Source organism: Imtechella halotolerans (assembly GCF_028743515.2).
Taxonomy (GTDB): Bacteria; Bacteroidota; Bacteroidia; order Flavobacteriales; family Flavobacteriaceae; genus Imtechella; species Imtechella halotolerans.
The window spans coordinates 867029-884727 of sequence record NZ_CP117969.2 but is presented as its reverse complement, the minus strand read 5'-3'; the positions used below and the strand labels follow the sequence as shown (position 1 = coordinate 884727).

Here is a 17699-nt window from a genome sequence, read left to right as displayed (position 1 = left end):
CAACAACTCCTGTTAAAGTAAATCCATACTCATCCCCATTTTATAAATTCTTAATAGGAATGTTTCTAAATATAGCTAGATAGACAAAAAACAGCTGTTTTATTCCTAGTTTTGCCATTAAACTATTACACTTAAAACTATGTCAAAAACAAAACTTACCATTAATGACAATGGATCTGTAAAAATTGAAGGAGATTTTGAAATCGTAGATAAACAAGGGAATGCTTATGGGTTACAAGGCAGAACTGTTCTTTCAATTTGTCGTTGTGGTCTTTCTAATAACAAACCATTTTGTGACGGATCACATAGAGGACATTTTGAACATGAAGCCGTTGCATTTGACCTTCCTCCTAAAAAAGTATAAAAATCTAACGTTCACTACTTTAAACTAAACAATATTTTAATAGTATTGATTTAGAATTTAAGTATATTTCATATATAAAGGCTATACGATTATTCTAACGTATAGCCTTTACTCCTTCTATACTTCTTGCTTGACCACTAGTGTAATTAACTATGGTAAAATATACCCTAGCTACAATCCTATTCGTACTCCCTACTCTATTTCCTGGTTTTTACCTATAACAAGATAAGATTCCATAGGATATGTAGCCATTGTATGTCTTATTTTTGTAAATTCAATAATTAGATATTCCATTAGGTCACCTTTAACTAAATGAGTCAGAATTAGTGTAGTGACATTTAGATTCTAAGAAATCTTTTTATCTACATAAAGCGTAAACTCAGTTTCATAAGGATTTTAAGCCTAAATGACTATGAAAGTTACTAGCTTTCATTTCAAAAATCAAAAGGATCACTCACACCTAAAATATATTTCATGAACCTAAAAAAGGACAAATGGAATGATGGAGACTCTTATGAATACTTCATGGGAAGGTGGAGTTCATTAATGGCAATCAAATTCTTACAATGGCTCCAGATTCCTCCCGGCAAGTGCTGGCTAGATATAGGGTGTGGTACAGGAGCCTTAAGTGAAGCTATTGAAAAACATATGAGCCCTGCAGACCTATCAGCAATGGATAAATCCGCTAGTTACGTTAAGAAGGCTAAGCAACGAATACTGCAAAATCAAAATTTCAAAACTGGGGAAGTTGATCATATACCGTTTGACAATCAAAAATTTGATGTGTTGGTATCAGGTCTGGCGCTAAATTTTTTTCCCAGTATAGAAAATGCCTTACTCGAGTTTAAAAGGGTAACCAAACCAGGTGGTGTTATTGGCTCCTACGTTTGGGACTATTCTAACAAAATGGAATTTTTAAGGTATTTTTGGGATGCAGCCTATCAAATAGATCCCTCTTCTAAGTCTCTTGACGAAGGTATTCGTTTTCCCCTCTGTAGCACAGAAAATCTTGTAAAGGCATTTACAAAAGCTGGTATAACTGATATTGAATCCTCATTTCTCGATATTGAAACAATCTTTAAAGATTTTAATGATTATTGGAACCCCTTTCTTGGCGGACAAGGACCTGCACCCAGTTTTCTACAATCATTGCCCACAAATTTACAGAACGAATTAAAGGATAAAATTCGTGAACGAATCCATTCTGAACCCAATGGATCTATACAATTAATTGCAAGAGCCTTGGTGATTAAAGGAATAAATGATATAAAGAGCTAAAATGAATTAGAATTTTAAAGTAGATCCAAAAAAAAGATACCTGTAATGGTATTTTTAGTCCTTACTATCAATGCATTTGCATAAATATCAAAATGTTTGATTCACACCTTCTGTAAATCTATTAAATTGGAACCTTAGAAGAAACTCAAATGACGGACTATTTGACCAGAACTTCGTATTCTAAATTATTCTAACAATCTAAGTTTGAGTATATGCAAATCAAATTATATACATAATTTAGAACATATTAAAAATATACGTGTTATTAATAAAGCAATTTTTCAGTAATTAAGCTGATCAAAAAGAAAAGCAAATTAATGGTCTTCACACTAAAAAATAAAAAAATGGAGATAGAACTTAAAGCTACGAAATTTTCCGATTTGGAAACTTTATTTGATATTCAAATTGACAAAAAAGCGGGATATTTAGCGGCTTTTACCCCAAAAGATCCAGCTGATAAAGTGGCATATTTTAACAAATATAAAAGGCTTTTGCAAGACCCTACGGTTAATAATCAAACAATAATCCTGAACAATAAAATTGTAGGAAGCATTGCAAAATTTATTATTGAGGGTGATATAGAAATTACGTATTGGATTGATAGCAAATTTTGGGGACTGGGTATTGCATCCAAGGCACTTGATAAATTTCTTACCCTTGAGACCCAAAGACCTATATTTGGACGAGTTGCATTTGACAATATTGGTTCCCAGAAAGTATTGGAAAAATGTGGCTTTGTCAAAATAGGATCAGATAAAGGATTTGCCAATGCTCGACAAATGAAAATAGAAGAATTTATTTATAAACTTAATTAGTTCCAAAGCAATTCTTCGTATTTTATTGAGATTATAGTAATAAAAAAAAAACACCGTTAATCAATGGATTAACAGTGTTTTTTAGCTGTCAATAGTAAAATACTACTCTTTTACATTAAAAGTCTACATCCTTACTAGACATCCAGAACCAATACTTTTAATTGTCAATACTAATAGTTACCCTTCTATTTTGGATTCTATTAGCCGCTGAATTATTAGGTACTAATGGCTGAATTTCACCTTTAGAAATGAGAGTCATACGACTTCTATCAATTCCTTTATTTACTAGATACGACGCTACAGCATCCGCTCTTTGTTGACCAATTCGATCATTGGTGGATTCACTTCCAACATCACAAGTATGGCCTGTTATGGTTACTCCCAATTCATTGTGAGTCTTTAAAATGGCTGCAATTCTATCTAATTTACTAGCCAATTCAGCATTAATCTCTATATTGTCGATACTACCAAAGGATAATGGGGTCGTAATAGTTCCCTTCTCCTCTATTGTTAGTGTTGGTTTCGTTTCCTTAATCACTTCTTCAACGGCTACCGTCTCTTCAATCACTACTTCTTCTACAGCTTCCTCAATAATTGTTGGAACCACCTCTTCTATCTCTTGAGCTGGAGTTTCTTTATGAAGCGAAAAACCTAATTTTACTTGTAGACCTACTGCCAGTACCTTACTCTTTTCTAACCCTTTTTCACTTCCAAATACACCATGGGGTTTAACAGCCGTTAGGCCTTCTGAACTATAGGATACAATATTGGAATGGGTATCTTTAAAGAGATTCGTAATTCCATAATCAGCATACACGCCTGTATACAAATTCAGATGGGACTTGAGTTTAAAATATAAGCCTGCCTCTGCACTTGCAGTAAAGGTAGTCTTTAAACTACCCTCAGCCTCTCCACTATAATTAGAAAGTGCTCCAAAACCGTGATTAGGTAAATCATCAATCTCTAAATTAAGATCAGGATAGTAACCACTTAATTGCATACTTGATGCCTTTATATCTGACTTATAATGTATAGGAAATAACACTTTTCCTCCAAAACCCGCATAGAAACCTGTTGAACCAGAGGTATTAGACTTATACGTTAGCATCAGTGGAATAGATAGTCCGTAGAGTTGCTGTTTTTCTGTATATCCACTGGGGGATACACGATACTCAAATCCAGAACCTTGATCATCTACCTCATAGGAACTAAGGGTTGTATTAGGATGTAGAGCAAAATCTGTACGATATAGATTAACGTCAAAACCGGTTGTTAATCCCCAAGTCTTGGTGAAATAATACGTATATCCCACTCCTAATCCAGCTCCAAGCTTAACATCCCCACTTCCGTAGATACTGGAGTTATTTAACCCTTGGATTCCTGCGTTAGCCTTTAGAGTAACTTCCTGAGCTCTACCAATTGTCAATGCACTAATGAACAGTGCTACATATATAGTTAATTTCATGTTTAATTTCATTTTTAAATAGTTCACTGATTATCGAACCAATAGATTAATTGAGTTTCGATTTCCTCCAGATAAAGTCAAAATCACCATATATAACCCAGGTTGGCCTGGAGCCTGCATAAGAGTTTCTTGGCTTACGGTTTCTGTTCTCGACAGTTCTCTTCCACTAAGATCGTAGATACTTAGAACCGCACCATTTAATTGGGAAGCGCTATAGTCTAAACGAACTTTAAAATCTTGAGAACCAGCTACAGGATTCGGTAGTAAAACCATACTCTTACTATAACTAACACCACTCACACTTAGAGGACAACTAGTAATTACCACTCCATTACGATCTTTTGCTTCTACATAATAGGTCCCATTGAGTACCCCATCTTCAGCATAATATTGCTTGGTAGCACCAGATACCAAACTACCATTCCTATACCACTGCCAGCTCACGAAGTTTTCACTGCTGTTATCAAACACAAGTACATCTTCCCACTGTTGGCTAATCAGACCTTCTTGACTTACCAGTAAAATATTTACTACTTCATCTGCAGCATTATAATTTAGATTTCCTTCCTGAGTAGCTGTAATTGTAGTACTACCAGCCTGATGAATTGTTAAGATATTACCCTCTATACTTGCAATGGATGGATCTCCAAGTACATAGGTAATGGGTAGACCACTATTTGATACAGCCGTTAACGTTAACTGATTTACAGAATTACAACCTAAAGTCAAATCTTGATTCCAGCTAATTAGCTGGTTTGCAGGAGTGATTGTAAAGGCCCCTTCAGTAAATGTTACTTCATAATTAGTACCTGCCGAAAGACTTCCTAATTGGATCTTGTATACACCTACATCTTCTCCTATTTCACGACTAAGAATACCTTGGATAATAGATTCGTTATCCCCATTTTTAAACCCTGTAACTTCATAGGTAAATACTGGGTCATTTTGACCATACACCTTACTATGATTAGCAGCTGTAACTGTTAAAGTAGCGGGTGTAACTTCTAAGGATTGAACAACCTCAGTTGCTGGATTACGAGTACCATCTCCTTGCTGAGACGCTGTAATTGATGTACTTCCTGCCTTTAAAATGGTGGCCTGATTTCCATTGATACTAACGATGGTAGGATCCGAGGCAGTATATTTAACGGTAAGTCCTTGATCCGTTAATATATCTCCCAATGTAAAGACTCCGTCTCCATAGGTCTTATTTGAAATGGTAGTGAAATTAATGTATTGATTCACTTTAACAGGACCACGTAAGTCACTTTCCACTGCCACACCAGCATCTTTTCCATCATTTGGAGTAACTTCAAAACTAAGGTGTTTTCCTATATCTGATGATTGAATTGTATATTGCTGATTTACTGCTCCTGAAATAAGTGTTTTTCCTGTACCTGTAGCGTCATCTGATCTATACCATTTATAGGATGATCCACTTTCAACATCGTCATCCGCATCAGAATAGGTATAGGCTCCAGTTAAGGACTCACCTACCGTCAGTGTACCATTTATAGAAACTAAAGATGCCGTTGGGACTTCATTGGTATTTTTGATTGCAGAAGCAGTTACCTGAGGTGATGTATTCCTAGAACTATCTGTAAGTTCCACATAAAGAGTAATAGTTCCATCCTCTAATCCACTTAAATAAATTCCTGAAACTTGCTGATTTGATGAATGAATTGTTCCCATGCCACTAAAACTGGACACCCCATTGGAACTCCTAAAAGTATAGTTATAACGAGCCCCCACCTCTGCACCAGCAAAAGTAAAACTAACTGACTCCTGGTTTGAACTATTAATTATATCCTGATCAATACTAACACTATGACCAGAAGGAAAGCTAGTATCCTTAAAGTTGAAAGAAGACACATCTGTTCCTAAATTGCCAAATTCATCTGTAAGATTAACAATAAGTACTATTGAACCTTCTGCTAAAATACCTAAATCAATTCCTGTAATTTGCTCATTGCTAGCACTAATTATTCCAGAACCACTCACCGAATTTCCTGCTATGGTGCTAAGGAAAGTATAACGATATCTGGAGCCCAACTCTGCACCTGAAAAAGTGAAACTTACTGACTCCTGGTTAATACTATTAATAACATCATGGTCAATTGTAATACTATATCCTGAAGGCGCAACTGCGTCTACTAAAACCCCTGCGGTACTGCCCACATTGTTTAAAGTAAGATTAACATCGGTTCCTAAAAAATCTTTTATACTACCACCATTTAAGAATATGCTCCCAATGGTTATACCATTGGTATCTTCATTCCCAGGTTGAATTTGATAACTAAACATTATGGTTGAACTACCAGAGCCAAATACATAATTAGCCGTTGTAGTTAAATTTCCTATGGTTAGACCTAATTGAGGTGTTCCAGTTACAAAAACTGATTCATCAAAGTTCAGTGTAAAAATCATTGATTGTCCCCTTGCATACGTACCATTCTCAGGTACTCCAACAGAAACAACTTTAGGCACTGTAACATCCTCATCTTTGATGGTTAAAGTAAGCTGTTGAGTAGTCCCTTTACTAGCATTAGTGGGATTTCCCATGGTAATAATTACAGTTTCATCACCCTCCTTAATTCCATCGTATTGAGAGGTTACTCGAATACTGTCCATTACACTACCCTTAGGAATTTTAATACTAGATCCTGTAATTGAGTAATCAGTTCCTCCTCCTGTGGCCGTTCCTGAAAAAGACAAAGGAACCGTTACATCTACCCCTGTTGGCGTATTAATTTTGGCTCTAACAAAGGCCTGCCCACCACTCTCATCAGTAATAGGGTTATATTTATTCAACACCTCTAAATTAACCACTGGTAATGGATCATCATCTACTATGGTAAAAGTAACTTGTTGAGTTCCATTTTCAACCCCATTACTAACCGAACTTATGTCTATAATGATGGTTTCATTGCCTTCAAAAAGAGCATCTGGCATCGTATAAAAAATCAGGTTTCCTTGTGTGGTTCCAGCAGGAATTGTAATGGTATTACCAAATCTATTATAGTCATAAGTATTAATTGCTGTACCTGAAAAGCTTACATTCACCTCTGTATCTCTACCATAGGTATTGGATAGTGTAGCGATAACCTTGTTTTCAGTGGAAAATGCTTCACTTTTGGAAGTTGGATTTAGTGTTAAAGTTACTGTAGGTATTGGCTTTACATCTAGGGTCGCCTTATAATTTCCAGAACTAACATTGGTCCCATCACTTACTTCAAACTGAAAAGAAGTATCGACCCCACCATTTTGGATGTATTGAAGTCTTCCTGCATTCAAATCGGTCATGGTAATTTGCTGCCCTATAGTCACTTGTTCTCCTGTAGTAAACGAATCATTGTCATTTGAATCAAGATATAAGGTGCCAGCAGCAGGGAGGGTTTCTATAATTAGAGAACTCATGGGGTCTCCATCGACATCATTATAACCAAAAGCACTGGTTAAAAACGTAAAGCCTAAATTTTCATAGATTCCATTGGCAATTACAAAATTAGAAGCTGTTGGAGCACTATTAGAATTAATAATTCCTTTGAAACTATCAATATTTGTATTTAAGAAGTCGGCTGAAGTAATGCGAACTTGGTCGACAACAATATTAAATGAAAATGTTCCCGAAGTCTCTTTAGGAATGGTCTGAATTGATCCAACCGGTGAACCACCTATATATCCTTGTACTGATACAGGTGATCCCGCTGTATTATTAATAAAAATACTGGTAAACGTAAATGATCCACCATCATTTCTAGAAATAGTAAACCTTTCGATGGTGTTTAGGTTAGGACTAGTTGACAACAAATTTATAGAAGGAGAGTTTCCTTCTCCATATTGCGACTCCCACGCCATATCTCCACCATCGCCAGTAGATTCAAATATAAAATTAAACTGTTCTCCAGATAAGATCGAACTAATACTGGTGCTTACTCCTGAGTTTGTGTCAAAATTTTCAGTAAAACTTTGACTATGCATCGAATTAAATGAAATAGAAGTAATCAATAATAAAAGAATCCACCTCAATCTGGTGGAAATGTAGAGTTGATTCATAGAAAATTATAGTTATAGTGGTTTATTAGCATTAGCAAGGCATACTAGTTGACACCAAAAATCTTCATGGAATCCAACATTATATGACATTCGACCTACTGTGATGAACCTAAACATATATCGGGAGCTCATAAATTAATCAGCTCATCGTCAGTAATTACCGACAAATATAATTTTTTAGGCTTACATGCCATATAAGATTTCTATAAAATATATGATGGTAATGTGAATTTTATTACTAATACTAAGCAACTGATTTCTATCTATAAACAATAAATTGCTTATAAAAAAATCAAAACCATACTATAATGCTGGTCCTAATATCTGAATAACGGATGTATAGAATTCCTAAAATAAGTAGGCAAACTCAGTATTTACAGAGATAAAAATGGCATACATTTTGTAAATCCAATAGACAAATTATACGAAATAAATAATGTAGCAATGATCCTAAAAAAAACAATCGTATTAAGTCTTTTATCCGTTTTCATTTTTTCTATTCATTCAGCTATTGCCCAAGAAAAAGTGTACCAATTATCGAGTCACATTTTAGACATTACAGCAGGTCAGCCTGCATCAGGGGTTGACATTGATTTATATAAACTCGATAAAACGGGAGAATGGTCTCTTGTAGATAAAAAACAAACCGATAAAAACGGTCGTGTATCTACCTTTCTTGAGAACATAGAAAATAGAACAAATATGGGAATCTATAAATTAAGATTTAATACCGAACCCTATTTCAATATTCAAAATAAGGAAACCTTTTATCCCTTTATTGAAGTGGTATTTGAAATTTCTGATTCCAGTCACTATCATGTACCCATAACATTAACACCATTTGGTTATTCCACCTACAGAGGAAATTAGCCAGGTGTCCTAAATTATAGAATACTACATTCTAAATGGCTCCCTTGTGGTGCCATTTAATTGTAACGTATCTTGAGTGAAAGAATTACGACTTCATTTGCAGTAAATACAATGGATACTGAAGTTTAACCAATCATAATAATGAAATTATACTCTAGTCGCCTTTGGTTAATTCATTTAGTAAGCCTTTGAAAATAAATCCATGAAATGGAAGTACAGAGTACCAATATGCACGTCCTAAAACCCCTTTAGGCCGAAAGGTTGCTGATTGAACAAGCATATTTCCAACGATCTTAAATTCAAGCCAAGCCTCTCCTGGCAATTTCATTTCAGCAAATAAAAGCAATCTCTTTTCATTTTTATCAGCATAGAGAACCCTCCAAAAATCAAGTGTGTCACCTGCATTGATTTGATTCAAACTGGTCCTGCCTCTTCTTAAACCTACTCCACCAAATAGTTTGTCTATAAAGCCTCTAAGCTCCCATAACCAATTTCCATAGTACCATCCTGTCTCCCCACCAAGCCTCCAAATTTTTTCAATACTTTGGGCTGTATTCTCTACCTGACGTTTACGAACATCTTTAAAACAACCATATTGCGGAACATTGATATAATCTGAAATTCGATAGTTCATCCGACCACTAATGGTCGAGTCCTTCCAACTAGAAAGAATTTCATTTTGTTCAATTTTACTAAATGCTCTTTCTATACTCTCTTTATAGGATATTGGAGTAATATTAAGAAGGGTATTGATCCTTGTATCCTTGGCAATAACTTCTGTTTTCATACTGTCCACCAATGAGGTAGCCAGTTTATAGGAAGTTGAGGTAATAAAATATAACCAATAGGATGACAACCTTGGAGTCATAACAGGTACTATCCAAATATTTCTTTTTAATCCACGAACCTCTGCATAGCCCAGTAACATTTCCTTATAGCTAAGTATTTCATTACCTCCAATATCATAACTCTCATTATAAGTTTTCACATTTCCTAGGAGCCCAATGAGTATTTTAATCACATCAGAAATACCAATAGGTTGACATTTAGTTTTTAACCATTTAGGAGCTATCATAATGGGCAATTTCTCCACAAGGTCACGTATAATCTCAAACGAGGCACTTCCAGAACCTATAATAATTCCAGCACGAACAGTCGTTAACGCATAGGTACCCTTTCCCAATTCGATTTCCACATTTTGTCTGGAATGAAGGTGTTTTGATAAGGTAGAAGAATTGACAATCCCACTTAGGTAAATAACTTGTGTAGCATTGGTTTTTTTAATCGCTTCTCTAAAATTTATTGCTGATTGTTTTTCTAAGACATCATAATTCCTAGAAGTTGACATGGAATGCACTAAATAATAAGCAAAATCTATATCAGAAGGTATGCTATTTAGAGATTCTTTATTAGTAAGGTCAAGTTCAATCACTTCCATACAACCCCGAAGGGATTCCATGGTATGGAATTTATTTTTATCCCTCACACCACAGATTACGTAATATCCATTTTGAACCAAAATGGGCAATAATCTCTTCCCAATATAACCAGTAGCACCTGTTAATAGAACTTTTCGCATGCTTATCCTTTTCAAAAGTATGTATCATTATACTATAAATATACAAGGAATCCTTTATTTCTATTCCATTAAATGATAAATCCACCCAGAGAATAGCACTACTTAACATACCGATTCATATTAAAAAATGTATACTAGCAATTTTTCCTGACTTTTAAGTAAACTACCAGTAGTTTTAAATTCAAAAAGAGTAGAAAAAGGGAGAATTAAAATCCCAAGAAAAAAGAATAAGTGGAAGTGACTTTTCCTTTTTACAAAATGATTCTGAAGACCTCTATTAGACAAAACATTTTAAATCATTTAAAGATCAGTTAATTGTAAGTTACACTGATGGAAAACTTAAAGCCACTAAAGCCTTACCATTAAGGAAATTCACAGTGATAACTTTTAGGATTGTTTTAATAGTCAACTAAATTAGTCAATGAAATATACATTCTAATTAAGTCAGATTTTTCATATATTTAGATTTACTAATTCAACCAAATTAAATTAGATTCAGCTAAAGATGAGAGTGTATTCTAAGTCTATATGTTTTTTGTTACTTTATCTTTTAGGTCATTTATTTTCCCGCGCTCAAATAACCTTAACTCATAATGTTGGAGACACTCCTGTCATAACCAATATGCCTCCATGTGAATCTGAGGAAAGTTGGATGAGGGTTTTTAATCTTTCCGATTTTGGTGTTGGACCAAATGAACAGTTTATTATCCACTCTGCACAGATAGCACTAAGTGAATATAATTCGGGAGCGACCTTACAATATAATTTTTTTAGTATTGATGAACAATATGAAAATGATGTAAGCTCAGCATTTTATCACCAATTAATTGGGGTAGCACCTACTGGAACCATTGCTGAATTTAAAGGTCCTCCTCAGATTATTCAATCCAACTTTGCCAAACCAGTTGTTGTCCCTGCAGGTACTAAAAAACTATTAGTAATGGTTTTAAAATATCCAGACACGTACAGTACCTCCTCTTCAGTGGTTACTATGGCCGGTACTGAAGAGGATACTGGAATATCTTGGTACGATGGTTGTAATACCAATGGTAGAACAAAAACAACGGAACTCCCCAATCCAGTTCCTAATGCTAACTTTTTCATTAAAGTATTTGGTGAAAATTTTAATATTAAGGCCACAGGAACAACTACTAGACTGTCACATAACGTGTGTGATGACGTTTCTAGAACTACCCTTTATTCATGCAAAGATTCATATATTTATTGGTCGAGAGCTTTTACATTATCCGATTTTGGAATTACAGAGGACGAAGAATTTATTATTAAATCAGGCCAAGTTGCAGTCTACAACACTAGCTGGCAAGCAGATTTAAATTTTAATATATATGCCATAGATGATGACTTCCCTGCCTCTTTCTCTGAAGACAATTTAATTGGAAGTAGTCAGTATATCAATATACCTCCAAACATAGGCTATATCCCCCAAATAATTGAATTACAGTTTGAAAACCCGATAGTTGTCCCCTCTAGTACGAAAAGGATTTTAGTAGAAGTACATAAAGGGATAGTTTATGGATCTGCAGTTGCATTCATTGGAGGCAGCTCTCAAGATAATGACGTTTCTTGGCAGCGCGGTTGTACATCCAATAAGAGTACAATCAATGGGTTTGCCACCACTGCAGAACTAGGACATCCCAATGCTAATTTTTATATTAATGTAACAGGAGAAGTAATCCATTTATCTCATAATTTCGGTATAAACATTTCTAACATTTGTTCAGAATTTTTAAAAGAATTTAGTATTAATGGCACTGAAGGTATCTCATCAGTGGTATGGGATTTTGGAGACCCAGCTTCAGGAGTAAATAATGAGTCCACAGATTTATCCCCTTTTCACGATTTTTCATCTGATGGTAAATATACCGTCACAGCAAACATTACTACTTTGAATGGCAGAATTGAAGTTTTAAAGGAAACTATAGATGTTGTTGAACCACCACTTGCTTATGGAATTAATAATTTGTATGCTTGTGAAGATATAGCTAACACTGGTGTTTCCTCAACTTTCGACCTTTCAAATATTGAAAGTCAAGTTCTTGGAGGACAAAGTAATAAAGTTGTTACTTTCATTGATGGTTCAGGAAATCAGTATACGAGCTTACCTTCTCCCTTTACCAACACTATAATAAATCGAGAAACGATTACAGTTAGAGTGTCACATAGTAACAACTTATGTTGTTATTCAGAGACTTCATTCGATTTAATTGTTAATCCTAAACCGTTATTATCAAGTGTAGCAGAATTTACAAGTTGTGAAATTGACCCAAATGGTTTTGCAAATTTTAATTTAAATCTTATTGAATCATCCCTAATTGATGGGCAAACTGGAATATCAGTTACTTTTTTTGATGTAGATGGCAATTTATTCCCTACTCCCTTACCTACTTCTTATACAAATAAGGTTCCAAAAAAAGAAGTTATCCTAGTCAGGGCAACTAATGATATGACAGGATGTGTTAATGAATCAACAATTACCTTAAAAACAATTGAAATTCCTATCGCTCATACAATTGAAGATTTGATTGGTTGTGACGATGATAACGATGGTATTTCTGAATATTTTGACACCTCAAATGTTGAAAGTCAAGTATTAAAAGATCAAACAGGCATGGAAATTAGCTATTATGATCAAAATGGTATCGAAATAGAGGGTCCCTTACCTAATTATTATACAAACACAATTCCCTACAACGAAGTTTTAACAGTTAGAGTAACAGATCCTAAAACAACATGTTTTTCTGAAACTATTCTGCAATTAAAAACACTTACAAAACCAACTATTAACCAGCCTGGTAACTTATACGCTTGTGACCAAGGAAATGGTTATGCCGAATTTGACACATCGCATATAGAACAAATTTTAATTGGTAATCAAGCGGGTTTAATAGTAAAGTATTTTGATGCACAATACAATCAGCTTCCTAGTCCATTACCTTTGTTATTTAAAAATACAGTTTCCAATTCGCAAACAATTAATGTAAGAGTTGAAAATGCTTCGAATCCACTCTGTTATTCAGAGACCTCATTTGATCTAATTGTAATGGCTTTACCGGAAGTACATTTAGAAGAAGAATATTCTATTTGCAACTTAGAACCTTCACTTCCAATAAGTGTGAATTCATCTTTCAATACATATAATTGGATTTTTGAAGATGGTACCACAGTTTCAAATACTTATAATGCAGACCTTATAAAGGCAGGGATATATAGATTAATTATAACCCAATGGGACAACGGTGTACTTTGTGAAAATAGTTTTGAGTTCAAATTAAACCGTTCTAAATTACCAGAAATTACAAAGGTAAATATTGGAGCCTTAGGGGATAATTATATAGAAATAATAGCCTCGGGTGATGGTGATTTTGAATATTCAATTGACGGTATAAATTATCAAATAAGTAATTACTTTTCCAATATTCAAGGTGGTATTTATACTGTCTTTGTTAGAGACCAAAATGGTTGTGGAGAGGATTTCAGGGAGATCACTATACTGGATTACCCTAGATTTTTCACCCCTAACGATGATGGATACAACGATTTTTGGCAAATTAAAGGAATTGAAATGTTCCCAGATGCCATGATTTATATTTATGACAGGTACGGGAAATTACTAAAAAATTTATCCAATAAGGATATTGGATGGGATGGAACATATAATAGTAACATCATGATAGCAAATGATTATTGGTTCAGGGTTGACCTAGGTAATGGTGAAACCTTTACAGGTCACTTTTCATTGAAAAGATAAACTTCTTAAGAAAATAAATAATACTTCAAATGACACCAGGCAACTAAGTTATAATGCAACCAGTTTCCTTTTTTAGTTTAAAATCTAAAGCGATTACGATTATTTATACCTCAAAAATACTTTGCAATCCATTGAATATCTGAATTGGTATCTTTTACGTTCGTAACCTTGACCTTAGTAGGTTTATAGGAGGTTATTAGTGGATCAAATTCATAAATACTTTCTATGGTATAGGCTATAAAATTCAAACCTAACTTTAATTCTAAATCATACTCGTAATTAGCATTTATTTTCTCGGAGGAAAACTGCAATGAAGTGGTACAATTAGCCAAAAATGAAGTAGGTTTAGAAACATAAATAATATCATAAAAGGTGCCTTTCACTGGATTGTTATAAGCTTCATCCTCCAACCATGGAATTAGTGCTTGATCGGTTACAGGAAAAAGTACACCTACGTACCTATTTTTATACCATAACCCAATTGGCGATAATCTAGCAGTAAGCGCATCCGGATATTGAATTAAACTATTCCCCATGCAATTAAACATAAGTGAATATTCAAAGTCATTCACCAACAATTCATTGGTTTCATTAGATGCTAAAAAAATTGACTGGTCAGGAAAGTGAAATTCCAGTATGCCCTCGGCGGTTAATTTACCAATGTTTACTGCCTTATCCATCCCCATTGGCCAGATCATTATATCCATTTCAGGCATTTTTTCTAAAGGATTCATTAGTTTCCCACTAAATGATTGTGCATTTACTGAGGTATAGAACCACAAAACAAAAACTGCAAACAATACCTTCATATCTGTATACTTTAATTTAATTGTCCTTACTTCTTATTTGTATAGTTTGAATGAATAAATAGATATTTCTCAAATTACATAATAGATTCATCCTTCTTATCTAATTAAAAGATTGAATAATAAAAACTACTTTGTTTAAATCTAACTTAATAGTAGATTACCAATTGGCACTATTAAACTTCGAAGTGATAGGTTTAAGCCTTGTTTTTTTATCAGTAAATACCACATGAAATTCTTCCAACTCATTAATTTCATAGGGGCAATACATGGTTTTATCCATTAATGATTCTGTTAGGTCTACCGTTATCCAATCACCACTAATCAACCACATTATTTTAACCTCACAATTCTTTGAATAATTTCCAATAAACATAAGGGGCATAACTGTTGTATTAAGTTCCTTCGAGATATTATTCGTAGTCCTATTTGAAAATATAGAGGCACCAACATGCTTTCCATTCTGAGCAAATACCATAGAAAATGCACTCATCCATAAATACACTGCTACAATAGTTTTTTTTGACCATAGTTTCATAACAGGAATTAAAAATTTGAAATCGCTTAACTTTGATTAGGTGCTATTTTTATTACAATCATAGGAATATTGACTTTTTACAACCTCTCCTTCATTGACCCGAGTAACTGTGGTAATCCTTCCATCAGAATCAAAGGTGTATTCAAAATTGTAAATTTTAACTCCAAGATCATGATCAATTATCGATTTAATCAAGTTTTTACTTCTGACAACCGGGTACTCCCCATACAAAAAGTATTGTTCAAATAGGTATGGATCACCTTCACTTATAGGTTTATCCAAATAGTATTCAAATTCTCTTATCAATTGACCATTCATAGAAATAGATTTTAAATTTCCTTGGTTCCAGGTATATTCTACAAAAAGTTCAAAACCATCAGAATATGAATTCTGGTAAGTGATCAGTTGCGTACCATTATACTCAAATTGAGCATTACTAAATACAGTAGGGCTAACCTCTATATTTCTTGAAATAACCTGTTTTTGTGAATTAAGTGTTAAGGTGATTTTTTTTGGACCACTATTTTCTTCCACATAAACCACGATGGTATTATCGAAATACGTATAGGTATGCCGTCCTCTTTCTGAGTCATTAATCTGATGCAATTTCCCATCAGAATTAAAACTAAAAATAGTCTCAGATAATGGGCTAACCACTTTCTTAATTTTACAAGAGGCATCTATTGTGGGTACTTCTGTATCCTCTTTACTACAGGAAAGAAAGCATATAGCAACTAAAAATGCTGCTAGTTTTTTTTGTGAAATCATACAATATTCATTTTTAATTCTGTCTGGTTTTTATCCAATTTTAAAGGAAAGTGTGGTATAAATTGGTTCAGATTTCACCTCTGAAGGCTTCATTTCTAACCTAATTTCATAAGTTCCAGGCATGAGTTTACCTTTATTCTGATTAGCCTGCTTCTGCATGAGAGGTATAAAATCAAAAGCTTCCACTGGCACATACATATCTCCTGGTAGCCATGGCCAATCTGAGCGATAGCTACTACCCACAGTTTTCCCATTATGTATGAGTGTGGTTTTCATTTGAAAAAGAACTATGGCTTTTTCGCCGGCTGTGCTTTTAAAATGGAAAAGTATTTTATGCTTTCCATCTCTAAAATTTTTAAAAAGGCTAACGGGCTCGTGGGAGCTAATTTGGATACTCTTACTCCAACCTTCTGTGGTCAATTTTCCAGAAATGGATTGCCCATAAGCAGTGGTTGCAACACTGCAAATAACAATTACTAACACGTACAAAAATCTCTTCATAGTTTATGTTTTTATAATTTTTGATATCCCGATGTATTAAACTTAAAATCAACTGACTTTATGGAGGTACACTCCATACTACCAGAAGTATTCTTTTTACCTTTATTCACCTTGTCCTTCATTTCCATATACATGAGTAACGCCCCTTCATATGCTTGAAATTGCTCCTTTATTGGACCAGGGTAACGTTCCATTTCGGATTTAAATACCTGGTCAAAGCTAACCGGAGCATCCATAGTAAAATAGGAGGTAAAAACATATTGTTCATTTTCAAACTGTTTACCAATACAGTTGTAACCTAAATATGTTTTGTTGGGGAGATCGGTAATTGTAAAATCATTTAATGTTGGCACCTCTAGATTTTCAATAGCTTCTATTTCTTCATCCATGTTCAAGGCAGTAGCCGTTACTATTTTATTCCCACCACTTTCCATAAACATATAGGTCGCATTTGTACCATCGTCGGTAATCATAAAAAATGGCACTCCTGCATTCATTCTCACCCCCATATAACTGACATCGGGCTCTAAGAAATAATCGATATCCATATCTCCATTAGAGGTGGTCATTTTTAAGGTATATTGATAGGAAAAATTATAGGTGGCAGGAAGGTCTTTTATATCCACTTTCTTTCCAGTGGAGGTCCCATTTTTAAAGTTAAAATCAAACAACTTATCCATCGATTTTGAAGTCTTATCAGCTGCTTTATCGGAAGTTTTGTCTAAGACGACATCTTCCACCTTTTTTTGAACCTTTTGAGTTAACTTTTTAAGAAACTGGGCATGTCCAGCCTGTATAAAAATCATTAACATAAAGAACAACATCAAACCATATTTTCTTTTTGTAATCATACTCTTTGGGTGTTACAAATTTATTTTCAAGTTTCAATT

13 protein-coding genes are annotated in these 17699 nt (G+C 34.2%); 5 read left to right on the top strand and 8 right to left on the bottom strand.

Features of this window, described 5'->3' with window-relative positions; genetic code table 11:
- Positions 1 to 139: 139 nt before the first annotated feature.
- The 3 genes from PT603_RS03975 (at position 140) to PT603_RS03965 (ending at position 2457) form a co-directional block, all read left to right on the top strand.
- Positions 140 to 364, top strand: coding sequence for a CDGSH iron-sulfur domain-containing protein (locus tag PT603_RS03975; protein ID WP_008239340.1), 225 nt, complete (start codon positions 140 to 142; stop codon positions 362 to 364).
- 474 nt (positions 365 to 838) lie between these two features.
- Entirely contained in the window at positions 839 to 1642 is an 804-nt protein-coding gene (locus PT603_RS03970; protein ID WP_008239342.1) for a class I SAM-dependent methyltransferase, read from the top strand.
- 344 nt (positions 1643 to 1986) lie between these two features.
- On the top strand, positions 1987 to 2457 hold the full coding sequence (locus tag PT603_RS03965; protein ID WP_202946606.1) for a GNAT family N-acetyltransferase: 471 nt from the start codon (positions 1987 to 1989) through the stop codon (positions 2455 to 2457).
- 157 nt (positions 2458 to 2614) lie between these two features.
- Here the strand turns inward: PT603_RS03965 and PT603_RS03960 are convergent, their stop codons facing one another.
- Positions 2615 to 3922, bottom strand: coding sequence for an OmpA family protein (locus PT603_RS03960; protein WP_008240164.1), 1308 nt, complete (start codon positions 3920 to 3922; stop codon positions 2615 to 2617).
- Between the two features lie 30 nt (positions 3923 to 3952).
- Entirely contained in the window at positions 3953 to 7978 is a 4026-nt protein-coding gene (locus PT603_RS03955) for an MBG domain-containing protein (protein WP_008240162.1), read from the bottom strand.
- 444 nt (positions 7979 to 8422) lie between these two features.
- Between PT603_RS03955 and uraH the strand changes: the two genes are divergently transcribed.
- Positions 8423 to 8848: a hydroxyisourate hydrolase gene (uraH, locus tag PT603_RS03950; protein ID WP_008240161.1), complete on the top strand. Its 426-nt coding sequence runs from the start codon at positions 8423 to 8425 to the stop codon at positions 8846 to 8848.
- 154 nt (positions 8849 to 9002) lie between these two features.
- Here uraH and PT603_RS03945 read toward each other — a convergent pair whose 3' ends face one another.
- Positions 9003 to 10427 (bottom strand): SDR family oxidoreductase, encoded by a 1425-nt coding sequence (locus PT603_RS03945; protein WP_008240160.1) that lies wholly within the window; start codon positions 10425 to 10427, stop codon positions 9003 to 9005.
- A 505-nt stretch (positions 10428 to 10932) separates the two neighbouring features.
- Between PT603_RS03945 and PT603_RS03940 the strand changes: the two genes are divergently transcribed.
- Positions 10933 to 14196, top strand: a complete 3264-nt coding sequence (locus tag PT603_RS03940) for an FIDD domain-containing protein (protein ID WP_050951145.1) — start codon at positions 10933 to 10935, stop codon at positions 14194 to 14196.
- Positions 14197 to 14306: 110 nt separating this feature from the next.
- Here the strand turns inward: PT603_RS03940 and PT603_RS03935 are convergent, their stop codons facing one another.
- The 5 genes from PT603_RS03935 to PT603_RS03915 form a co-directional block, all read right to left on the bottom strand.
- Positions 14307 to 15005 carry a hypothetical protein gene (locus tag PT603_RS03935; protein WP_008240158.1) on the bottom strand — a complete coding sequence of 233 codons (699 nt, stop codon included), beginning with the start codon at positions 15003 to 15005 and terminating at the stop codon, positions 14307 to 14309.
- A 157-nt stretch (positions 15006 to 15162) separates the two neighbouring features.
- Positions 15163 to 15540, bottom strand: coding sequence for a hypothetical protein (locus PT603_RS03930; protein ID WP_008240155.1), 378 nt, complete (start codon positions 15538 to 15540; stop codon positions 15163 to 15165).
- Between the two features lie 36 nt (positions 15541 to 15576).
- Positions 15577 to 16308, bottom strand: coding sequence for a DUF4595 domain-containing protein (locus tag PT603_RS03925; RefSeq protein WP_008240149.1), 732 nt, complete (start codon positions 16306 to 16308; stop codon positions 15577 to 15579).
- 30 nt (positions 16309 to 16338) lie between these two features.
- Positions 16339 to 16809 (bottom strand): hypothetical protein, encoded by a 471-nt coding sequence (locus PT603_RS03920; protein ID WP_008240148.1) that lies wholly within the window; start codon positions 16807 to 16809, stop codon positions 16339 to 16341.
- An 11-nt stretch (positions 16810 to 16820) separates the two neighbouring features.
- Positions 16821 to 17660 (bottom strand): hypothetical protein, encoded by an 840-nt coding sequence (locus PT603_RS03915; RefSeq protein WP_008240147.1) that lies wholly within the window; start codon positions 17658 to 17660, stop codon positions 16821 to 16823.
- Between the last annotated feature and the right edge of the window lie 39 nt (positions 17661 to 17699).

What these genes read in the sequence shown, in the direction of transcription:
- PT603_RS03975 (WP_008239340.1), top strand. Translation starts at nt 140, where the DNA reads ATGTCAAAAACAAAACTTACCATTAATGACAATGGATCTGTAAAAATT.
- PT603_RS03970 (WP_008239342.1), top strand. Translation starts at nt 839, where the DNA reads ATGAACCTAAAAAAGGACAAATGGAATGATGGAGACTCTTATGAATAC.
- PT603_RS03965 (WP_202946606.1), top strand. Translation starts at nt 1,987, where the DNA reads ATGGAGATAGAACTTAAAGCTACGAAATTTTCCGATTTGGAAACTTTA.
- PT603_RS03960 (WP_008240164.1), bottom strand. Translation starts at nt 3,922, where the DNA reads ATGAAATTAACTATATATGTAGCACTGTTCATTAGTGCATTGACAATT.
- PT603_RS03955 (WP_008240162.1), bottom strand. Translation starts at nt 7,978, where the DNA reads ATGAATCAACTCTACATTTCCACCAGATTGAGGTGGATTCTTTTATTA.
- uraH (WP_008240161.1), top strand. Translation starts at nt 8,423, where the DNA reads ATGATCCTAAAAAAAACAATCGTATTAAGTCTTTTATCCGTTTTCATT.
- PT603_RS03945 (WP_008240160.1), bottom strand. Translation starts at nt 10,427, where the DNA reads ATGCGAAAAGTTCTATTAACAGGTGCTACTGGTTATATTGGGAAGAGA.
- PT603_RS03940 (WP_050951145.1), top strand. Translation starts at nt 10,933, where the DNA reads ATGAGAGTGTATTCTAAGTCTATATGTTTTTTGTTACTTTATCTTTTA.
- PT603_RS03935 (WP_008240158.1), bottom strand. Translation starts at nt 15,005, where the DNA reads ATGAAGGTATTGTTTGCAGTTTTTGTTTTGTGGTTCTATACCTCAGTA.
- PT603_RS03930 (WP_008240155.1), bottom strand. Translation starts at nt 15,540, where the DNA reads ATGAAACTATGGTCAAAAAAAACTATTGTAGCAGTGTATTTATGGATG.
- PT603_RS03925 (WP_008240149.1), bottom strand. Translation starts at nt 16,308, where the DNA reads ATGATTTCACAAAAAAAACTAGCAGCATTTTTAGTTGCTATATGCTTT.
- PT603_RS03920 (WP_008240148.1), bottom strand. Translation starts at nt 16,809, where the DNA reads ATGAAGAGATTTTTGTACGTGTTAGTAATTGTTATTTGCAGTGTTGCA.
- PT603_RS03915 (WP_008240147.1), bottom strand. Translation starts at nt 17,660, where the DNA reads ATGATTACAAAAAGAAAATATGGTTTGATGTTGTTCTTTATGTTAATG.